At 64.0% G+C, this 16,981-nt stretch carries 18 protein-coding genes; 17 read left to right on the forward strand and 1 reads right to left on the reverse strand.

What is annotated here, in order from left to right:
* Nucleotides 1-2 precede the first annotated feature (2 nt).
* The 16 genes from GGQ90_RS14350 (at nt 3) to GGQ90_RS14425 (ending at nt 15,315) form a co-directional block, all read left to right on the forward strand.
* The gene (locus GGQ90_RS14350) at nt 3-443 is read left to right on the forward strand and encodes a hypothetical protein (protein ID WP_188082771.1); all 441 of its coding nucleotides are present in this window, start codon (nt 3-5) and stop codon (nt 441-443) included.
* 21 nt (nt 444-464) lie between these two features.
* Entirely contained in the window at nt 465-1,409 is a 945-nt protein-coding gene (locus GGQ90_RS14355; RefSeq protein ID WP_188082772.1) for a phage tail tube protein, read from the forward strand.
* Nucleotides 1,409-1,936, forward strand: a complete 528-nt coding sequence (locus tag GGQ90_RS14360) for a hypothetical protein (protein WP_188082893.1) — start codon at nt 1,409-1,411, stop codon at nt 1,934-1,936. Before GGQ90_RS14355 ends, GGQ90_RS14360 begins: the two co-directional genes overlap by 1 nt.
* Before the next feature lie 17 nt (nt 1,937-1,953).
* Complete coding sequence (locus GGQ90_RS14365) at nt 1,954-2,145, forward strand: DUF7697 family protein (protein WP_223178261.1); 192 nt, start codon at nt 1,954-1,956, stop codon at nt 2,143-2,145.
* Nucleotides 2,135-4,855 (forward strand): coiled-coil domain-containing protein, encoded by a 2,721-nt coding sequence (locus GGQ90_RS14370; RefSeq protein WP_188082773.1) that lies wholly within the window; start codon nt 2,135-2,137, stop codon nt 4,853-4,855. The genes GGQ90_RS14365 and GGQ90_RS14370 overlap by 11 nt, the downstream gene beginning before the upstream one ends.
* A gap of 3 nt (nt 4,856-4,858) precedes the next feature.
* The gene (locus GGQ90_RS14375) at nt 4,859-5,461 is read left to right on the forward strand and encodes a hypothetical protein (protein ID WP_188082774.1); all 603 of its coding nucleotides are present in this window, start codon (nt 4,859-4,861) and stop codon (nt 5,459-5,461) included.
* Nucleotides 5,462-5,463: 2 nt separating this feature from the next.
* A complete protein-coding gene (locus GGQ90_RS14380) occupies nt 5,464-6,060 on the forward strand; it encodes a hypothetical protein (RefSeq protein WP_188082775.1) in 597 nt (198 codons plus the stop codon).
* Nucleotides 6,057-6,482: a DUF6950 family protein gene (locus tag GGQ90_RS14385; RefSeq protein ID WP_188082776.1), complete on the forward strand. Its 426-nt coding sequence runs from the start codon at nt 6,057-6,059 to the stop codon at nt 6,480-6,482. The genes GGQ90_RS14380 and GGQ90_RS14385 overlap by 4 nt, the downstream gene beginning before the upstream one ends.
* Nucleotides 6,479-8,467, forward strand: a complete 1,989-nt coding sequence (locus tag GGQ90_RS14390) for a hypothetical protein (RefSeq protein WP_188082777.1) — start codon at nt 6,479-6,481, stop codon at nt 8,465-8,467. The genes GGQ90_RS14385 and GGQ90_RS14390 overlap by 4 nt, the downstream gene beginning before the upstream one ends.
* Before the next feature lie 20 nt (nt 8,468-8,487).
* The gene (locus tag GGQ90_RS14395; RefSeq protein WP_185704157.1) at nt 8,488-8,901 is read left to right on the forward strand and encodes a hypothetical protein; all 414 of its coding nucleotides are present in this window, start codon (nt 8,488-8,490) and stop codon (nt 8,899-8,901) included.
* Entirely contained in the window at nt 8,898-11,504 is a 2,607-nt protein-coding gene (locus tag GGQ90_RS14400) for a hypothetical protein (RefSeq protein WP_188082778.1), read from the forward strand. The genes GGQ90_RS14395 and GGQ90_RS14400 overlap by 4 nt, the downstream gene beginning before the upstream one ends.
* A 3-nt stretch (nt 11,505-11,507) precedes the next feature.
* Complete coding sequence (locus tag GGQ90_RS14405; protein WP_188082779.1) at nt 11,508-13,427, forward strand: SGNH/GDSL hydrolase family protein; 1,920 nt, start codon at nt 11,508-11,510, stop codon at nt 13,425-13,427.
* 15 nt (nt 13,428-13,442) lie between these two features.
* Nucleotides 13,443-14,228 (forward strand): hypothetical protein, encoded by a 786-nt coding sequence (locus GGQ90_RS14410; RefSeq protein WP_188082780.1) that lies wholly within the window; start codon nt 13,443-13,445, stop codon nt 14,226-14,228.
* Between the two features lie 130 nt (nt 14,229-14,358).
* Nucleotides 14,359-14,538: a hypothetical protein gene (locus tag GGQ90_RS14415; RefSeq protein ID WP_029547957.1), complete on the forward strand. Its 180-nt coding sequence runs from the start codon at nt 14,359-14,361 to the stop codon at nt 14,536-14,538.
* A 4-nt stretch (nt 14,539-14,542) separates the two neighbouring features.
* Nucleotides 14,543-15,142: a glycoside hydrolase family 108 protein gene (locus tag GGQ90_RS14420; protein ID WP_188082781.1), complete on the forward strand. Its 600-nt coding sequence runs from the start codon at nt 14,543-14,545 to the stop codon at nt 15,140-15,142.
* The gene (locus tag GGQ90_RS14425) at nt 15,139-15,315 is read left to right on the forward strand and encodes a hypothetical protein (protein WP_188082782.1); all 177 of its coding nucleotides are present in this window, start codon (nt 15,139-15,141) and stop codon (nt 15,313-15,315) included. The genes GGQ90_RS14420 and GGQ90_RS14425 overlap by 4 nt, the downstream gene beginning before the upstream one ends.
* Before the next feature lie 105 nt (nt 15,316-15,420).
* Here GGQ90_RS14425 and GGQ90_RS14430 read toward each other — a convergent pair whose 3' ends face one another.
* A complete protein-coding gene (locus tag GGQ90_RS14430) occupies nt 15,421-15,666 on the reverse strand; it encodes a hypothetical protein (RefSeq protein WP_188082783.1) in 246 nt (81 codons plus the stop codon).
* 73 nt (nt 15,667-15,739) lie between these two features.
* Here GGQ90_RS14430 and GGQ90_RS14435 point away from each other — a divergent pair, with 73 nt between their 5' ends.
* Nucleotides 15,740-16,915: a tyrosine-type recombinase/integrase gene (locus tag GGQ90_RS14435; RefSeq protein WP_188082784.1), complete on the forward strand. Its 1,176-nt coding sequence runs from the start codon at nt 15,740-15,742 to the stop codon at nt 16,913-16,915.
* Nucleotides 16,916-16,981 lie beyond the last annotated feature (66 nt).

A 16,981-nucleotide genomic window follows, 5' to 3' on the forward strand; every position in this document is an offset into this window, starting at 1 on the left:
CCATGTCCAAGCGTCACGACGTCATCGCCGCGCTGAGGGCGCTGGCCGCCATCGCCCTACCCAACGCCGACGTAATGGTATTGGATGACGAAGACCCGGCGCCAACGCGCCTGGCACCTGGCGGCCGCGTGGTGATACGCAGCGGCGATCCGGGCGATCCTGAAGTGACGCTTGGCCTGCTGACCTATCATTATTCGCACCGAATCCCGATCGAACTGACTGCCTATCCCACGTCGGCCGACAGCCGCGGGAAGGTGTTGGACGAGATGGCAGCGGCGATCGGCGACGCGATCGAGGCGGACCGCACATTGGGCGGCCTGGCCGAATGGATCGAGCCCGAGCCCCTGATCACCGACGATATCTTCATCACCGCCGCGCAGGCGGCCGGCAAGGGCGAGACGGCTGTCATCGCCGATTATTCGACCAGCAATCCGCTGAACTGATCTTTCCAAGGAGAATAGCCCATGGGTCGCGCACGCGGCGCCAACGCCAAACTGGCGGGCGCATTCGAGACCAATTACGGGACGCCGCCGGCGAACGGCTTTCGCGGCTTCCCCTTCGCCAGCAGTAATCTGGGCGCCGAACAGCCGCTTCAGGAGAGCGACCTGCTGGGCAATGGCCGCGAGGCCTATGATCCGACGCCCGACGTGGTGACCAATGATGGCGACGTGGTCGTTCCCGTCGATGTCCGCTATTTCGGCTATTGGCTGAAGCTGCTGCTGGGGGCGCCGGCAACGACCGGCGGCAGTGGCGATCCCTATGCGCACGTGTTCACGTCCGGCGCAGTCAATTTGCCCAGCATGTCGATAGAGACGCAATTCCCCGATCGCCCGAGCTACGCCATGTCCTATGGACTGAAGGCGAACCAGCTGCGCATCCAGATGCAGCGTCGCGGATTGCTGAGCGCGACGATCAGCCTGGTCGGCAAGGGCGAAAGCGAGCCGGCGGGTGCCAGCGACGCCGGGGTGCTGGCCGCCGTGCTGGAGATGAGCCGCTTCCCGCAGGCGCGCGGCAAGATCGAGCGCGAAGGCGTGAAGCTGGGCAGCATCGTGTCCGCCGATTTCGGCTTCACCAACAATCTGGACAAGATCGAGACCATCCAGGAGGATGGCGAGATCGAGGATGCCGATGGCGGTACCGCGACGGCAAGCGGCAGCCTGGTCGCGCGCTATGACAACGACATCCTGCGTCTGGACGCGTCGAACGGCCTTCCTGTCGAGCTCAGCTGGGGATGGACCTTTGGCGACGATTTCAGCCTGGTGCTGACCTGCCCGCGCGTGTTCCTGCCCCGGGTGAAGCACCCGATCACCGGCCCGGGCGGCGTCCAGGCCACCTATAACTGGCAGTCGAGCGGACAGGATGGCCCATGCCTGACTGCCACGCTGACCAACGATGTGGCGACCTATTGATGATCCGGCTGGAGGAACCACCGCACGGGTGGCTGACCCTGATGCCGGGTGTGCGTGCCCGCTTCGACCCGATCGACCGCGTCATGGTGCGCGCCGCGCGCCGTGCCGTACGCCTGTTCCTGGATGAAAATCCGGATCTGGAGGAAGTCGATCGTCAGGAGCGGGTGAGCGATATCTTCAGCCAGACGCTGATCCGCGCCGGCATGCGCGAGTGGGAAGGTATTGGCGATATCGACGGCAACGTCATCCAGCCCAGTACCCCAGGTGCGCTAGACACGTTCATGCAGCGCGCGATCCTGGTTGAAGCGGCCGACGACGCCTATGTCCTGCCATGGGCGCTGCAGGACGCGGAAAAAAACGTATCCGCGCCCTCGTCCGATGGCATTTCGGCGAGGGCGACGCAGGACATGACTATTGCAACCTCAGCTGCGCCGGCGCGGAAAGCGAAGGACAAAGGTGCCAAGCCTGCCCGTACCGCAAAGAAGAGCCGCGTAGCGACGCCGGCGAAAGTGTCTGGGACGTCGTAACGCGCCTGGGCGGCCAGTTGCGCGTCGCGCCGATGGGCGGCGTGTTCGGCCTGGATTATGGCGCCGCTCTGGCGCTCGGCTCGGCGCTCAGCGCCGACATGGAATTGCTGGCGGAGATCCTGCCAGACGTCGAATCCGCGCTGGTTCGGCGTGCGAATGGCGATGGCGGCGATGATGCGGATGGGGCGGAGGTAGATCATGGCGAGTAAGCCAGGCGTCGCGATCCGCCTGAACACTGAAGGAAAGGCCGGGGTCAAATCCGACCTCGCGGATATCCGTCAGGCAGGTGAACGCACGTTCGATGGCATTGGCGACAGTGCCCGGCAGTTGGGCCAGGAAGCGTCCCGCGAAGCCGAGCGGATAGCGTCCGCCTATGAGCGTGCGGCGTCCCGAGCCGATCGGGCATTCGACGTTGCGTTCGACGCCGACCGGCGGCGCGCCGCGCAAGCGGCGAAGCTGTCGGCGATCATGCCCAAAACCGCCCTGCAGATGCAGATCGAAAATGCATCCGGATCCTATGCCGGCGGCGGGCGGGTCGAACAGGATCTGGGTGCAGCGAGCGGGCTGCCCCAGTTCGAAGGGTCCGCCCGGGCGAGCGCCTACGCAATCCAGGAATTGTTGAACCGGGAAGAAGCGCTGATCGCCAAGGCCACGGCGCTGAAGGCCGTGCTGGATCCCGTCACCGCCGCCCAGAACCGGTTCAATGCGGAGATGGCCGAGCTCAAGGCCATGGCGCCGCACCTGACGGTGGACGAATTGGCCCAGGCCGAAGCCCGCCTGAAAATGGAGCTGGATTCAACCGTCAACAGTCACCAGCGTGCCACGGCGGCCAGCGGTGCTTTCCGTGCCGGCATGCAGCAGGCCGGTTACCAGGTGCAGGACTTCTTCGTCCAGGTTGCCGGCGGCACCGATGCCGTCCGGGCCTTTTCGATGCAGGCGCCCCAGTTTATCGGCTCGCTACAGGTGATGAGCAGCGGCGCGGAAACCGGCGCGGGCAAATTTGCGACATTTGCGCGCATACTGGGTGGCCCCTGGGGTGTAGCCCTTGGCATCGGCATTCCGTTGGTCGGGATGCTGGCGGAAAATATCCTCAGTGGGGGTGACGCTGCCGAAAAGGCCGGCAAGTCTACACTGTCGCTTGCCGATGCCCAGACCGAAGTCAATCGGGTCATGGCGCTCGACAAGAGCGGCGATGTCGCAGCAGCCGCACGCGATCTTGCCGGCGCGCGCATGCAGCAGTCCGTTGCCACGCTTCAGGCGGCCCGCGCAGAAGCGGCTTTGGCACAGGCTGCGGCGCGCAAGCGGCTGGATGATATCGCCGATGGGTCCGAACAGCGCCAGGTCACCAGAATTGAGGTCGTTCCTGGTAGCCGGGCACGGCGAACAGTCACGACGACTGAGGACGTACCCATCAGCGATCGGCGCGCACGTGGACAAGGTTCCTTGCTCGATCGCGAGCGCCGCGAAGCGCAGCAGCAATATGATGCCAGCACCGCGTCGCTGGAGCGCTATGACAATATTCTCAATCGCGTGAGCACGACGACGCTGCGCGTAGCCCTGACCAATGACAGCAGCCTGCGCGATGCACGGCTGAAACTGGCGACGGCAACAGACGCGGTCGGCCGAGCGACGGCACAGCGCGACATCATCGAGCGCGAAGCACGTATTCGCATGGAGGCGACCCAGGCAGGGACGGCCGCGCGCACCGCTGCCGAAGCGGAATATACGAAGGTCGTAAAAGCGGCCAATCTAGAGGTGGAGCAGGTCCGCGATCGTGAGCGGCATGCGGGGCAATCGCGCCGGGATTCCGCCAAGGACGCGCGCGAGGCCGCCAAAGATCAGCGCGAGCTCGATCAGGCGCTTGCGTCGCTGGAAAAGCGGTTCGATCCAACGGCGGCAGCGGCGCGCGAATATAAGGAAGAGCTCGAGCAGATATCGGCCCTTGCGACCAAGGGGATGTTATCCAGCGACGTCGCCACCAACTGGCGAGCGCAGAGCCGCGCCAATGCCTTTCTCCCCGATCTCAAGGATCGGCTCGCGCCCTTTGCCGCCGAAGAGGAAGCGGAGCAGGAGCGCAAGAACCGGCTGAAGGAGATTTACGAGCAGGGCAGCGACCAGCTGCAGCTTGCCCAGTTAGAACTGGTCTATCGCGGCCGCATTGGCGCGCAGGAAGCTCGCATTCTGGAGCTCGAGCGCTTCAGGATCGACCTGAAGCGCAAGAATGCCACGATCAGCGATGAAGAATTGGCGAAGCTGGTCGCGCAGCGCGCCGAACTGCTCGACCTGACCGAGATACTGGATCGGCAGCATGCCGCCTGGGAGGAACTGACCGACGCAGGCGAGCATATGGTCGACACGGTTCTCAACCCCGACAATTTCAGGGATTGGGGCGATGCTGGCAAGAGCATCCTGCAGGAATTGCGCAACGAACTCTGGAAGCTGGCGGCGATCAATCCGCTGAAGAACCTTATCAGCGGCGGCAGCCTGCCCACCCTGTTCGGCAGTAGCGGCCTGGCTGGCCTGCTTGGCGGGAGCAGCGCCACCGCGCTTGGGACGGCGATCGGGATCAATGATCTTCGCGGCCTGGCCGCTGCGGAAGCGGGCGGTGCCGCGATCGGCACCGAATATGCGTCGGGCGGCGCGACCTGGCTTGCCGAGAATGGCCCCGAGCTCGTGCAATTGCCGCGCGGATCGAAGGTGACGCCGGCGGCCGAGACACGCCGAATCCTGTCGAACGGCGGGAGCGGATCGCCGGTTATCTTCGCGCCGGATCTCCGGAACGCCGTGATGACTGAAGATCTGCTAATGCAAATGCAGGCCATGGCTGCTGCAGCTGGCCAATATGGGGCGTCCGAAGGCGCGTCCCGCGCGCTGGCGGAAAGCCGCTATGGATCGTCGCGATCGCTTGAGGGCAGATAATCGATGTCGGAGTTGCTGCCTCTCACCCGCGCGTTGGCGCCGGGCACCGTGCCGCGCCCAGTGCGCTATGGCGATACGCTGCAGGCGATCCTGGGCGGGTCATCGGTCGACCTGCACCGGATCGGCGACCGTTGGGCCATCGATGTCGTTACCGGCAGGCTGAAGCCCGAGCCGGACGGCCGGCGATGGGTGGCGGCGCTGATCCGGTCGATCGGCGCCGACGTCCGCATGAAATGGCCCCAACCCGGCTTCGATGTCCGGTCACCTGGCCCCTATGTGGTCGACGGCGGAGACCAGCAGGGATCAACTCTGCAGCTGCGCGGCGGCGGTCCATGGGGCTATGCCGCGCAGGAGGGACAGTTCTTCAACCTGATCCATAATGGACGCAGGTACCTGAAGATGGTCACGCAAAGGGCCCTTACAGGTACCGACGGCGCGTTGACCGTCAGTTTCTGGCCGATGCTCCGCATAATTCCTGCGGATGGCGACATGATCGATTTCGCCGATCCGCAGATCGAAGGCGTGCTGACCGGCCAGGAAGCGGGATGGACGCTGCAGCGCGCGCAGACCGCCGGTCTTAAATTCACGATCACCGAACGGGAATAGTCATGGAAACGACGCCGGAAATGGACGCCGTGCTTAGCGGCGACCGTATCCCCATGGCCGGCCTGTTCCAGCTGGACACGGCGGACTATGGCGCAATCCGCCTGCTCGACGGCGCAGGCGTGTTGCGGTGGAGCGGCAATATCTTTGCGGGACGCCACGCACAGTTCGGCGTGCTTTCCGCAATGCGCGCGATCGAGGACGGTGCATCGGAATCTGCCCCGTCGCTGCGATGCTCCATCATTCCGCCGGTTGACATGATCGACGTCATCCCCTGGTCGACGCTGCAGGGCAGCCGGGTCCGGCTGTGGGTGGCCTGTTATTCGATGGTAACCGGCCAGGTCATTCCCGACCCCTATGCGGTTTTCGACGGCGAACTGGATATCGCGACCATCAGGCTGGGATCGAAAACCCTTGCCGTCGATCTGGACTGCACGTCGGCCTTCGAACGGCTGTTCGAGGATGACGAGTGGATCCGGCTCAATCCGACCTGGCTGAAAACCTATTTCCCTGACGCCGGCGGCCTGGATCATGTCACCGGCGTGACCCAGCAGATCTACTGGGGCCAGAATGAACCCAAGGACAAGGTGACCTATTCATGATCATCGCGTCCCGCCGGGTCGAAATCACGCAGGCCACCCTGGATCAATGGACCGGGCGTTCGTTCGCGTGGGGCAGCGCCGATTGCGCCCGCATTGCGCGCGATCACCTAAAAGCCATGGGCCGCAAGGTGAGGATCGGGGCGCGAGGCGGATATAAGACCGCGCTCGGCGCACGCCGCGTGCTTCAGCGGATGGGTCATGCTGATCTCGCAGCTGCGCTTGATGCCCAGCTGCTGCCCCGCATTCCATTGTCGATGGCGATGGAGGGCGACATCATCGCCGGCGAGGGCGTTGAGGCTTTTCATGCACTGGGCATCTACCTCGGCAACCAGGCGGTGCTGGGCTTTCAGGACGGCAAGGCCGGGCCGCTGCGGCTGGAAGCCGGCGCCGACCTGATCTGCTGGCAGGTGGTGCCGCAATGAGCAATTTCGCGCGAAAGGCCGCGCTGGCGATCGGCGCGGTGGCGCTGGTCGCCACTGGTGTCGGCGCGATCGGCGGCCTGGCGCTGGGCGCCTCGCTCTCGACCTTGGGCGCCACTACGGTCGGTATCGCTGGCGTAGGAAGCCTGTCCGTATCCACGCTCGCCACCATCAGCAGCGTCGCCGGCATGGTCGCATCAATGACTGCCAAGCGCCCCAGTTCGAGCGGGGCCGGATCGCAGACCAGTTTCAAGGCCGATCCGGACGCGGCGGTGCCCTATGTCGTCGGCGAAACGCAGGTCAGCGGCAACATCGTCTATTGGAAAAGCCACGGCCCCGACGAAAATCCGTACCAGACCATCACCACCATATTGAGCGGTTGCGGCCCAATCGCCGGCATCGACCAGACGGTCATGGATGGCGATGACATCAATTTTGCCGGTGGCATTTATGGTCCTTATGCCATCGGCGGGAAGAACCGGATCTGGCAGGATGCCCAGATGGGCATTCGCCCCGAGCCGGCGCAGCTGTCCACTGGCGTTGGCGTCCCGCCGGGCTGGACGTCGGCCAGCACATTGCCGAGCCTGGCCGCGACCCAGCTGACGATGCTGTACGACGCCAAGGGTGACGATACGCTGGTTTCCACGCCCAAGATGGCGTGGCGAGGCCGCTATGTGCTGGCCTATGACCCGCGCCTGGACGACACCTATCCCGGCGGCAGTGGTCCGTGCCGCGCCCTGCAGGAAGACACCTATGTCTTCACCCGCAACGGGCCGCTACATGCGCTGACCTGGGCGATCGGCCGATGGGAAGGTGGCAAGCGGATGGGCGGCATCGGTTCGCCGATCGACGCGGTCGATGTTGCAAGCTTTGTCGAGGGCGCCAACTGGGCCGACGCTAACGGATGGACCTGTGACGGCCAAGTCGACCTGGCCAAAGGCAAGTGGAACAATCTGAAGCTGTTCCTGCAGGCCGGTGGATGCGAACCTGTGTGGCAGGGCGCGCGCCTGGCCTGCCTGGTGCGCAAACCGCGCGTGGTGCTGGGAACGATTCCTCGCAGCGATATCGTCGGCGACGCAACCCTGCCCCAGATGCAGACCCGCCGGGACCGCATCAATTCCGTCATTCCACGCTATCGATCGGCTGATCATGATTATGAGATGGTCGACGCCGGCGCGGTCAGCGTAGCGGCGGCCGTCACCGCCGATGGCGACACCAGAACGCGGCGGATCGATTATGGCCTGGTCCAGTGCTCTGCCGGCGACACGCCCGACCAGGCGGCGGCGCTGGCCTATCTGGACGCCGCTGCCGCGCGGGAGGCCGGGCCGATCGTGTTGCCGCTCAAGCCCCGGTGGATCGGTGCGCGGTTCGGCGATTGCTGGATATTGCCCGAAGGCATGGGCGATCTGTCGGGCAAGATCGCCCTAATCCGCGAGCGTAGTCTGGACCCAGTCAAAGGGCACCCAACGCTGACATTCCTGACGGAGGATATGAGTAAATATCCCATCGCATTGGCACAGGTAGGCGTACCGGCGCCGATCACCGAACCGTCAACCCCGTCCGAACCGGGCGCGCCGGACGCAGGCAGTTGGAGTGTCTCAGCGGGCAGCGGATCCGTCCCTTCACTGATCATCGCGGGCGAATGTGAATCATCGAACGCGATGTGGATCGAATTTGCGTATCGCCCCGTTGGCGCATCCGACTGGAGTGACCAGGTGACCGTGCGCGCGGACAGCAAAGGCAAGGAAATCACCGGCCTTGCATCCGGTGGCAGCTATCAGGTGGGCATCCGTTATCTGCGGGCGTTCAATGGGGAAACTCCCTGGCTGATCCTCGGGCCGGTCACGGTCGGCACGCTGACCGCATCGTCGGCGGCGACGGCCGACACCGCGACAAACGCCGGCAACGCCGCCCAGCTGGGCGGCACGTACACCGCCGCCGACATCACTGCGATCCTCAACCGGCTCGACGCCGCCGACATCCCCTAATCGCCCTAATCGGAGCAACCATGTCCAATCCGACCGAACCGGCGGTGCTGCACCTGCGCGCCAAGCGCTGGGTGCCGTACGATGACAAGATCATCATACGCGGCGTCGACATGACCGGTGCAGCCCTGAAGGCGCAGATCCGGCTCTATCCCGACGCGCCCGGCGATCCGCTGATCAGCCTCGAGCAGACGGCGCCGCTCGCCCAGGGCCTGTCGGTATCGGTCGCAGACGACGCCGGCGTGCCGGTGAGCACGATCCGGATGCTGATCAACGAGACGACGATCGAGCAGCTGCTGCCCTTCGCCACCAACGGCACGGAGCCCGGCGCCGAGATCAAACTGTCCTGGGACATGCTGATCACCGTCGTGGGCATGCGCAAGGCCCGCTGGTTCGCGGGTAATTTCATCATCGTGCCGGGGAGCACCCAGATATGACCGCTTCCTTCGAGCTCGTGAAGAAGCAGAATGTCGTCCAGCTGCAGAGCGTCGACCTGCTCGCGCGCTATGTCGGCACCGCGACCGCCGAGATCGACGGCAAGGTTGCCGGCGTGGCGGCCGATGCATTGGCCGCGCAGGACGCCGCCGCCGATGCCGCCGCCAGCAATGTCGAAGCGCTCGACGGCGCGTCCACTTCGCAGGCCGCCGCGCAGGTCGCGTCCGACCAGGCGGTGGGCTTTCGCTATGGCAGCCTGGCGGCCGGTGCTGCCGATGGCGATCTGGAAACCGGCGACGCATTCGACGTGTGGGAGACCGATGGCAGCGGGCGTTGGTATTCCGGGGTTAAGACCGGGCCATCGAGCGCGGAGGAAATCCCCTACTCCGACCGCGCCACGCTCAAGGTGCTGGCCGTCTCGCTCTTTACCGATCTGGCCGGGCGGTGGATCCCGCTGGGCATGGACGCGGTGCAGACCAGCGGCCATTCGGCCAAGGGCATAGGCGCGGCTCGCTATGTCTATGACGCAGCCGTCGACGCCGCCTATGTCGAAGATCATCCGCGATCGTCGGTGATGACCGCCAACGGCCGTGGCTTTCGGATCGCAGAAGATCTGATCGATGCCAAGATGCTGGGCGCGCGATCGGGCCAGGACAGCGCGGCCGCCATCGATGAGACTATGCAGCTGGCCTATGAGATGGGCCAAAGCCTTTGCACCCTCTACGGCGAGGGAGCGGCCCCCTATCTGATCGAGGGGCTGGGCAAGACCGACCCGACCGATCCCGGCAGCACCTTCCAGCGCGGCGTCATGTCGCTGCGCCCCGACGTGCAGATCGCGATCTGGGGCGCGACGCTGCAGATCAAGGCGGCGGACCATGACAAGAACGGCCCGACCATGTTCGGCCATCACAAATGGAACTGGCCAGACCTGGGCAATGCGGGCGTGCTGGGCGACTTCACGCTCGATGGCAACATGTATGATGCCGAGCGCAACCCCGGCGGCATCCCGTTCGATGATGGCCGCGATGGGGCCGGCGTGTTCGATGAGGGCGCCGTCTACCAGTTTCAGCACGGCATCAGCGTCTACAAGTCGAGCGGCACGATCACGATCGGCCGGGCCAAGTGCATCAACATGCGCGGCAACGGCCTTGAAATCGGCATGACCAGCAGCACGGACAACTGGATTGCGGCTTGCCAGATCGAGCGACTGGACCCGGCGGACATCTTCCGCGAGGCACTCGGCATCTATAATTGCCGCGCGCTCACGATCGGCGAGCTGATCTGGCGCGGCGGCAACGGCCTGTGGGTGGCCTTGCTCAATATCGAGCGCCATTCGAACGACGACCAGATCATGAATATCCATGTGGGTCGCATCGTCGCGGACTTCACGACCGGCCTGTCGCCAACCGAGCGTACCCCGGGCATCACCAATGCGGCGGAACGAGAGGCCGCGCGCCGCATGACGCGCCGGATCGTGAGCGTCTCCGACTTCTATGATCTGTTCGTCGACAATGCGTTCGATGGGCGAGGCATCAATGTCACGATCGGCGAGCTGATCGGCGTGCAGGCCTGCCTCACCAACTATAATTTTGCCAATGTCCGGATCGGCCGTTGCACGCTGGCGCGGCCCCATGACGAAGATATGACCGGCCACATGCTGGTCCCGGAAAATGGCGGATCGGTGGATGCGATCCGCTGCCATGGCGTCACCTATGACAGCGAAGGCGCGGCGATCCTCCCGACCGGGCTTTATGGCTTCAGCTTCGATGCCTCGCCCCGCATCACCGGCCATTACGCGCACGCCATCTGGATCAGCAACTATGCGGAGATCCTGATACCGGATGGCACGATCGTCGAGGGGACGAAGAAGAGCGCGGTGCGCCTGGATTATTGTTCGGGCTGGTGCGGCCATGTCCGCGCCACCGATTGTGGTCTGACCACGGACCGCGCCTTTGCGGTCGAGGTCTGGGGCGCCAAGGGGCCATTGTTCGTTCGAGATCCCGTGGCAATCGACACGCGGGCGGGTGCGAGCCGTACCATGCAGGGCGCGGTCATGCTCAACGGCGCCAGCGTCAATCATGTCGAGGTGTCCGGCGCGCGCAACCTCAACACGTTCGGGACGGTGCCTGTCGTCAATGTCGGCGATGCCGCCGTCGCGGTGGGCAATATGGACATGGCGGCGCCGGTCCATGGCTTCAGCACGCCGGTGGCCTTCGCGACGGTCAACAGCGGCTTCGAGGTCAACGGCAATGTCGTCGTGGGCGACATGGCCGGCGCGGCCGACACCAACATCTCCGTCCGGGCGCCGACCGGCTACAAGGCCAATGTCACCTGGCTCGTGGGCAGCGAATTCCGGTACCAGATCCAGCAGACGCCGGACGGTACCCAGCAGTCCCTGCGCGCGACCGGCGAGGATGTCATCGTCGAGCAGCGTAGCCTGGCAGCCGGCGGCATGGATTTCCCGACCATCACCTACGCCAAGCCAATGCGCATTGGCGGCTTCGCCCTGTGGCCCACCGCCGCCGGCACCTGGCGCACCAAAGCCGCACCCGATCCCACCACCGATACTGCCGGCGTCGCTGTCGGCGACCAGACTGGAGCCTAATCGATGCCTGATATTACTGACGTATCGCGGAAGATGCGGAAGGACATCGCCGCCTCGGTGGTGGCGAGCATCGAGTCCGGCGAGGTCGATATCTCCGTATCAGCAGACGATGTGACCGACGGCACCGTCAAGGTCAGCATGACGGTGGGGGAGCGGGCGTCGCTCGATGATCTCTCCACCACTGTCGTCAAGATTGATGGCGATAACCCTGGCGTCGTCATCCTTGACCAGGTCGGCAATGAGGTCGGCTTCATCCCGATGGACGCCGTTCGGGCGCTCATTCTCCCCTATGTGCGCGCAGATACATCGACGGCGCGCATCGGGCCGCTGCGGACGGTTTCGGTCGACGGCGTTGGTGGCCTCGCGATCCTCGACGATATCGGCAACGAGGTCGGTTTCATCCCGATGGATACGCAACCGCTGCGGCTACCTCATATGCGCGCGGATACGGGAACGCTCAAGGCTGGGCCATTGACCGCGCGGCTGGTCGAAGGTGTCGAGGGCATCGTGTTTGTTGATGCGGTCGGCAACGGTGTCGCCGCCGCCGGATCAGGCTCTGATACAGCTCCGCTCGATGAGGCGGCAGTGCTTAAAAAGGCGCGGCCGGCCAATAGCGTGATCACGCTTGGCCACTCCAAAACAGCACAGAACTCGTGGCAGGGGCCGTTCACCCCCAGCAACCCCGGCGGCGTAGCTCGCAAGGCCGACGTTGGCTGGCTCGCGTGGGCTGACTATTACCTGCGCGGTTCGATCAACTGGCTCTTCAACGCGGGTGTCGGAAGCGAAAATGACGCTCAGATTCTCGCCCGCGTTGCCAATGACGTTATCGCTAAAGACCCCGCATGGTGCTTCGTCATGGGCGGCACCTGCAACTCCATTCACGGCGGAATGACGGCGGATCAGATCATCGCCTTGCAGCTGGGGACGGAGACGGAGGAGAGCAGCGGTTCGATCCTCGGCTTGCTCCAGGACGCGGGCATCCGCACAGCATGGCTGACTGATCCGACATGGTACGAAGGTCACGAAGACATCACGGGCGTGAACGCAGCAGCGAACCTTGCCAAGCTGAACCGCGTCAATCGGGCCATGCTGCGCGCTCCAGCCTACAAGCACGGACTCCTCGCCTTCGATGCGAACGCGGTCATCATCGATCCGCTTTCACCGATCGGCTCGGCCAAGCAGTATATGCTGCAAGGAGACGATAAAATCCATCAGGCCCCATGGGGCGCAAGGGCAATCGGCTACATGATGGCTCAGCGCCTTATCGCCGCAGGCTTTCCGCTCATGGATATTCTGATTGCCTCCGCCGCCGATACCTATGGCAACTCGTCCACAAGCCGCCAGCTTCTCGACAATCCGCTCATGACCGGCTCTGGCGGCACGAACTCCAACCCCTCAGTGATTTCCGGCACGATCCCGGCTGGATTGAGGCTGACGACGGGCGGGACGTGGGGCAGCGGTTACGTCACCAGCTCCACTGTTGCCCGCTCGGATGGCTACGGTAGCGATCTGGTCATTACTGTCAATAATACCGGAGCTGATGGCGACACGCTCCATGTGGTCTGTCCCTCACTAGCCACGCGCCTCACCGCTGGCGACATCGTGGAAGCCGCGATGCAGGTAGACATAACCGGCATGGCGAAGGTCAAGGGCCATGAATTGACCTGTAGCCTCAGTAACGGATCGGTGTTTCCGCAGATTTCCACGCTAGAGCGAGACGCTACGGTTAACGACAACGCCGGCTGGGGACACCAGTTCTACGACCAATCCGACCTTGTTGGCGGTGTCATGAAAACCGGCAAGGCCAGCGTGCCCAGCGGTACGCTCGTCGATCCAACCCTGCGGTTCAAGCTGACCTTCGGCGGCGCGGGCGGGACCGCCGTCGTCAGACTGTCCCGCGCCCAATTCCTCAAAAACTCCTGATCGAAAGGTATCGATATGACTGCTCTCGCCATTCAATCACCCGGCGTCTCGTCGGCTGCCGTTCGCACCGGCAAGGTCTACCCGCCTAGCGTGCTGGGTCTGGAAGGCCTGCTCTTCCTCGGGGAGTCCATTGAGGAAAGTGTTATCAACCGCTCGCCCCTCGCCGGCAAAGCGAACGCGGTTGCCATCGGCTCTCCCGGTGTCGAAGACAATTATCTGCTGCTCAAAAATCAGATCGCCTATTTGCAGACGCAGATTGTCGAAGTTGACGAGATGACCATCATCGCGTGGCACACTGCTGAGTATCTCAACTTCAACGCAGTCTCCAACTCGTGGACGACGCGGCAGGGCGGGACCGGGAACTCATACGGCCTTTCCATGCGCGTCGGCGGCGGTGCCAGCCCGGCGACCGGCAAGCAGAACTATAGTTCGATGGGATACCGCGCCAGCAACGACAACACGTCTAATGGCACACAGGCCAACGTCTCGCACACTGCCGTGGTCAACGGCGGCGCTGCCGGGTCATATATGACTCATGCGGGACGTTTTAGCCTGACCGAAGCCAAGCACAACATTCTGACGACTGGCTCCGGCACGACTACGGTAGCGATCACGGCAGGTAATGTGCGCGACAAGGCGAGCGGCCTTCTGCGTCTGGGCAGCGCCATGGTTGGTGGCGGTGACGATGAATTTCGGATGTGTGGCGCGGCCATCTATTCCCGCCTGCTTTCCGATCAGGAACTGGCGGACTTCTATGACTGGCTCGCCATGCGTGAAGCTAACCGCGGGCTCGGGGTGTGAGACATCAATGATCCCGGCGCCTGGTTGCAAGTGAGGGCAGGCGCCGGGATCGCCGGCAACCGCTGAGACGCCGGCAACCCGCGCGTCGTCACGCTTGGGTCACAAATCCCATAACAGCAGAGACAGCAAAATGAACGACTTTGACCAGGCGGCGATGAAACACGTCGCCGATGGCCTCTCTTTTGGCGTCCTGCTGGGCACGATCGCCAACATCCTGCCCTCGATCGCCGCGCTGATGACGATCATCTGGACCGCGATCCGGATCTGGGAAACCGACACTGCCAAGCGGCTGACCGGCCGAAAGGACTGACATCATGAACAAGATGAAGATTGTCGTCGCGGCCTCCGCCGCGGCGCTCACTGCCTTGTCGCCGATCGCCCTGGAAATCATGGCGCCGACCAAGAAGGTCGAAGGCGGCTATGTGAACCATCCCAGCGACCCGGGCGGCGAGACCAACAAGGGGATCACCAAGAAGGTCGCCATCGAATATGGCTATACCGGCCCGATGAAGTCGATCCCGGATGCCGTCGTCAACAGCATCTATTATCAGGGCTATCTGGTGAAGCCCGGCTTCGTCCCGCTGATTGACCTGGATCCGGCGGTCACCACCGAGTTGTTCGACACCAGCGTCAATATGGGCCCGGCGCGGCCGTCGCGCTTCTTCCAGCAATCGCTCAACGAAGTCTGCCCAACGATGAAGCTGAAGGTGGACGGCCAGGTCGGCCCGGCGACCGTCGCCGGCTTTCGTAGCTGCCAGCGCATCCTGCTGTGCCGAGCAATACTCCCCCGCCTCGATGCCAAGCAGCTCGCCGAATATGATCGACTGATCGCGGCGAATGCAAAGCTGAAGGTTTTCCGCAACGGCTGGGTCAACCTGCGGATTGGCAACGTCCCCCTGGAGAAATGCGCATGAAGATCCCGGTCGGAAAGATCGCGGCCTGGATCGGCCGCACCATCGCCGTCGCATTTGCCCAGGCGGCGATCGATCGCCTGACGCGGGAAGGTGACCCCGACGACCGCCGCGATGACAGTATGCGTCGGGATCCCGTCCCCTCTAACGAGGATCGGGCCGAAAGCCAAGTCTAGCAGGGGTATCGCGTGGGGTATCGCCCGTTGGGCGCATACCCAATTTATCGCGGTAAACCGCCATTAATGGACTGGGCGCGACGGAGGGGTTGTCCGTCTGACTGTTCACGGGGTGAAGGCCCCTTGAGCGCGACTATCGAGCCTCACTGCCAGAATCTGCGTGACATCGATCTCCACAAGATGCCCGCCTGTATCCACACCTAGAATCAAGGCGCCCAGTACCCCGCCCTCGACCTTCGCGTTCGTAAGGCTGAAATGGTGGCCAGCAGTAAAAACCATGGCTGTAAAGCCAGGCTTCAAATGCTCTTCAACAGCTTGGGCCATTCTAATCTGAATGCTGGTTGGCTTCATCTTGCGCCTCCTAGTTCCTGTCATGAATTAAACATCCGTGGCCGGAAAAGTCATCCCATATCTTGAGGCTACCATGCCCCTATCAAATGCTGCGGTGAAAGCCGCGCGGCCGCGATCGCGCGCCTTTAAGATGTTCGACGAGCGGGGCCTGTTCCTGTTTGTCACGCCCACCGGCCTGCGCAGCTGGCGGCTGCGGTACCGGATCGACGGCCGGGAGAAGCTGCTGTGCTTGGGCCAATGGCCCGACCTGCAGCTGGTCGACGCACGCGATCGCGCCGAAGGCGCGCGGGGCCTGGTCGCCCAAGGCGTGGATCCGTCGGTGCGGAAAGTCGCCGTGCAAATTTGCACGTTCGAATCCGTGGCGCGGCAATGGCATGCTCTGCAGCTGGAGCACTGGACCGATCGCCACGGCGCCGACGTCATCGACAGCCTAGCGCGCGATGTCTTTCCCGAGCTCGGCGCGCTGCCGATCGGCGCGATCGGCGCGCCCGCGGTGCTGCAGGTCCTGCGCGATATCGAAGCACGCGGATCGATCGAGACGGCCCGGCGCATCCGCCAGCGTATCTCGGCCGTCTTCTGCTTCGCGATCGCCGAGGGCCTGATCGATCAGGATCCTGCAGCAGTCGTCACCCGCGCGCTGCGCCCGGCGCCGATCGCGCGCCACCAGCCCGCGCTCCTCGATGTCGATCAGCTGCGTGCGTTACTCGCCGCCTGCGATCGCGCCGGCGGCCCACCGATCGTGCGCCTGGCGTCGCGCTTCCTGGCATTGACCGCCGTGCGGATGGGCGCGCTGCTGGGCGCGCGCTGGGAAGAATTCGAGGATCTGGACGGAGCCGCGCCGCTATGGCGCATCCCGGCCGAGCGGATGAAGCTGAAGAAGGCGCGCAAAGCCGACGCCTGCAATGATCATATCGTGCCGCTCAGCGCCGCGGCGGTCGCCGTCCTGAAGGAGATCGCGAAGATCGGGTATGATACCCGATCCGGCGCGGTGTTTCCGATCAACGAGGCGGCGATCGGCGCGCTCTACAAGCGCGCGGGCTATGCCGGCCGCCACGTTCCCCATGGCTGGCGGGCGTCCTTCTCGACGATCATGAATGAGCGGTTTCCGCTCGAACGCGCTGCCATCGACCTGGCTCTGGCCCATGCGCCCAAGGGCGCTAGCGAAAGCGAGGCCGCCTATAACCGCGCCCAGCTGCTCGATCAGCGTTGCAGCCTGTTCGATCGATGGGGCGCGATGCTGAACACATAAATTTATGTGCTCCCCTTTCCGCGCGTCTGGCGCCGGGAGCGGGGGCTACCGGGCTGCCACCCGATG

Origin of the sequence: Sphingobium scionense, from assembly GCF_014197035.1 — a bacterium.
Lineage (GTDB): Bacteria > Pseudomonadota > Alphaproteobacteria > Sphingomonadales > Sphingomonadaceae > Sphingobium > Sphingobium scionense.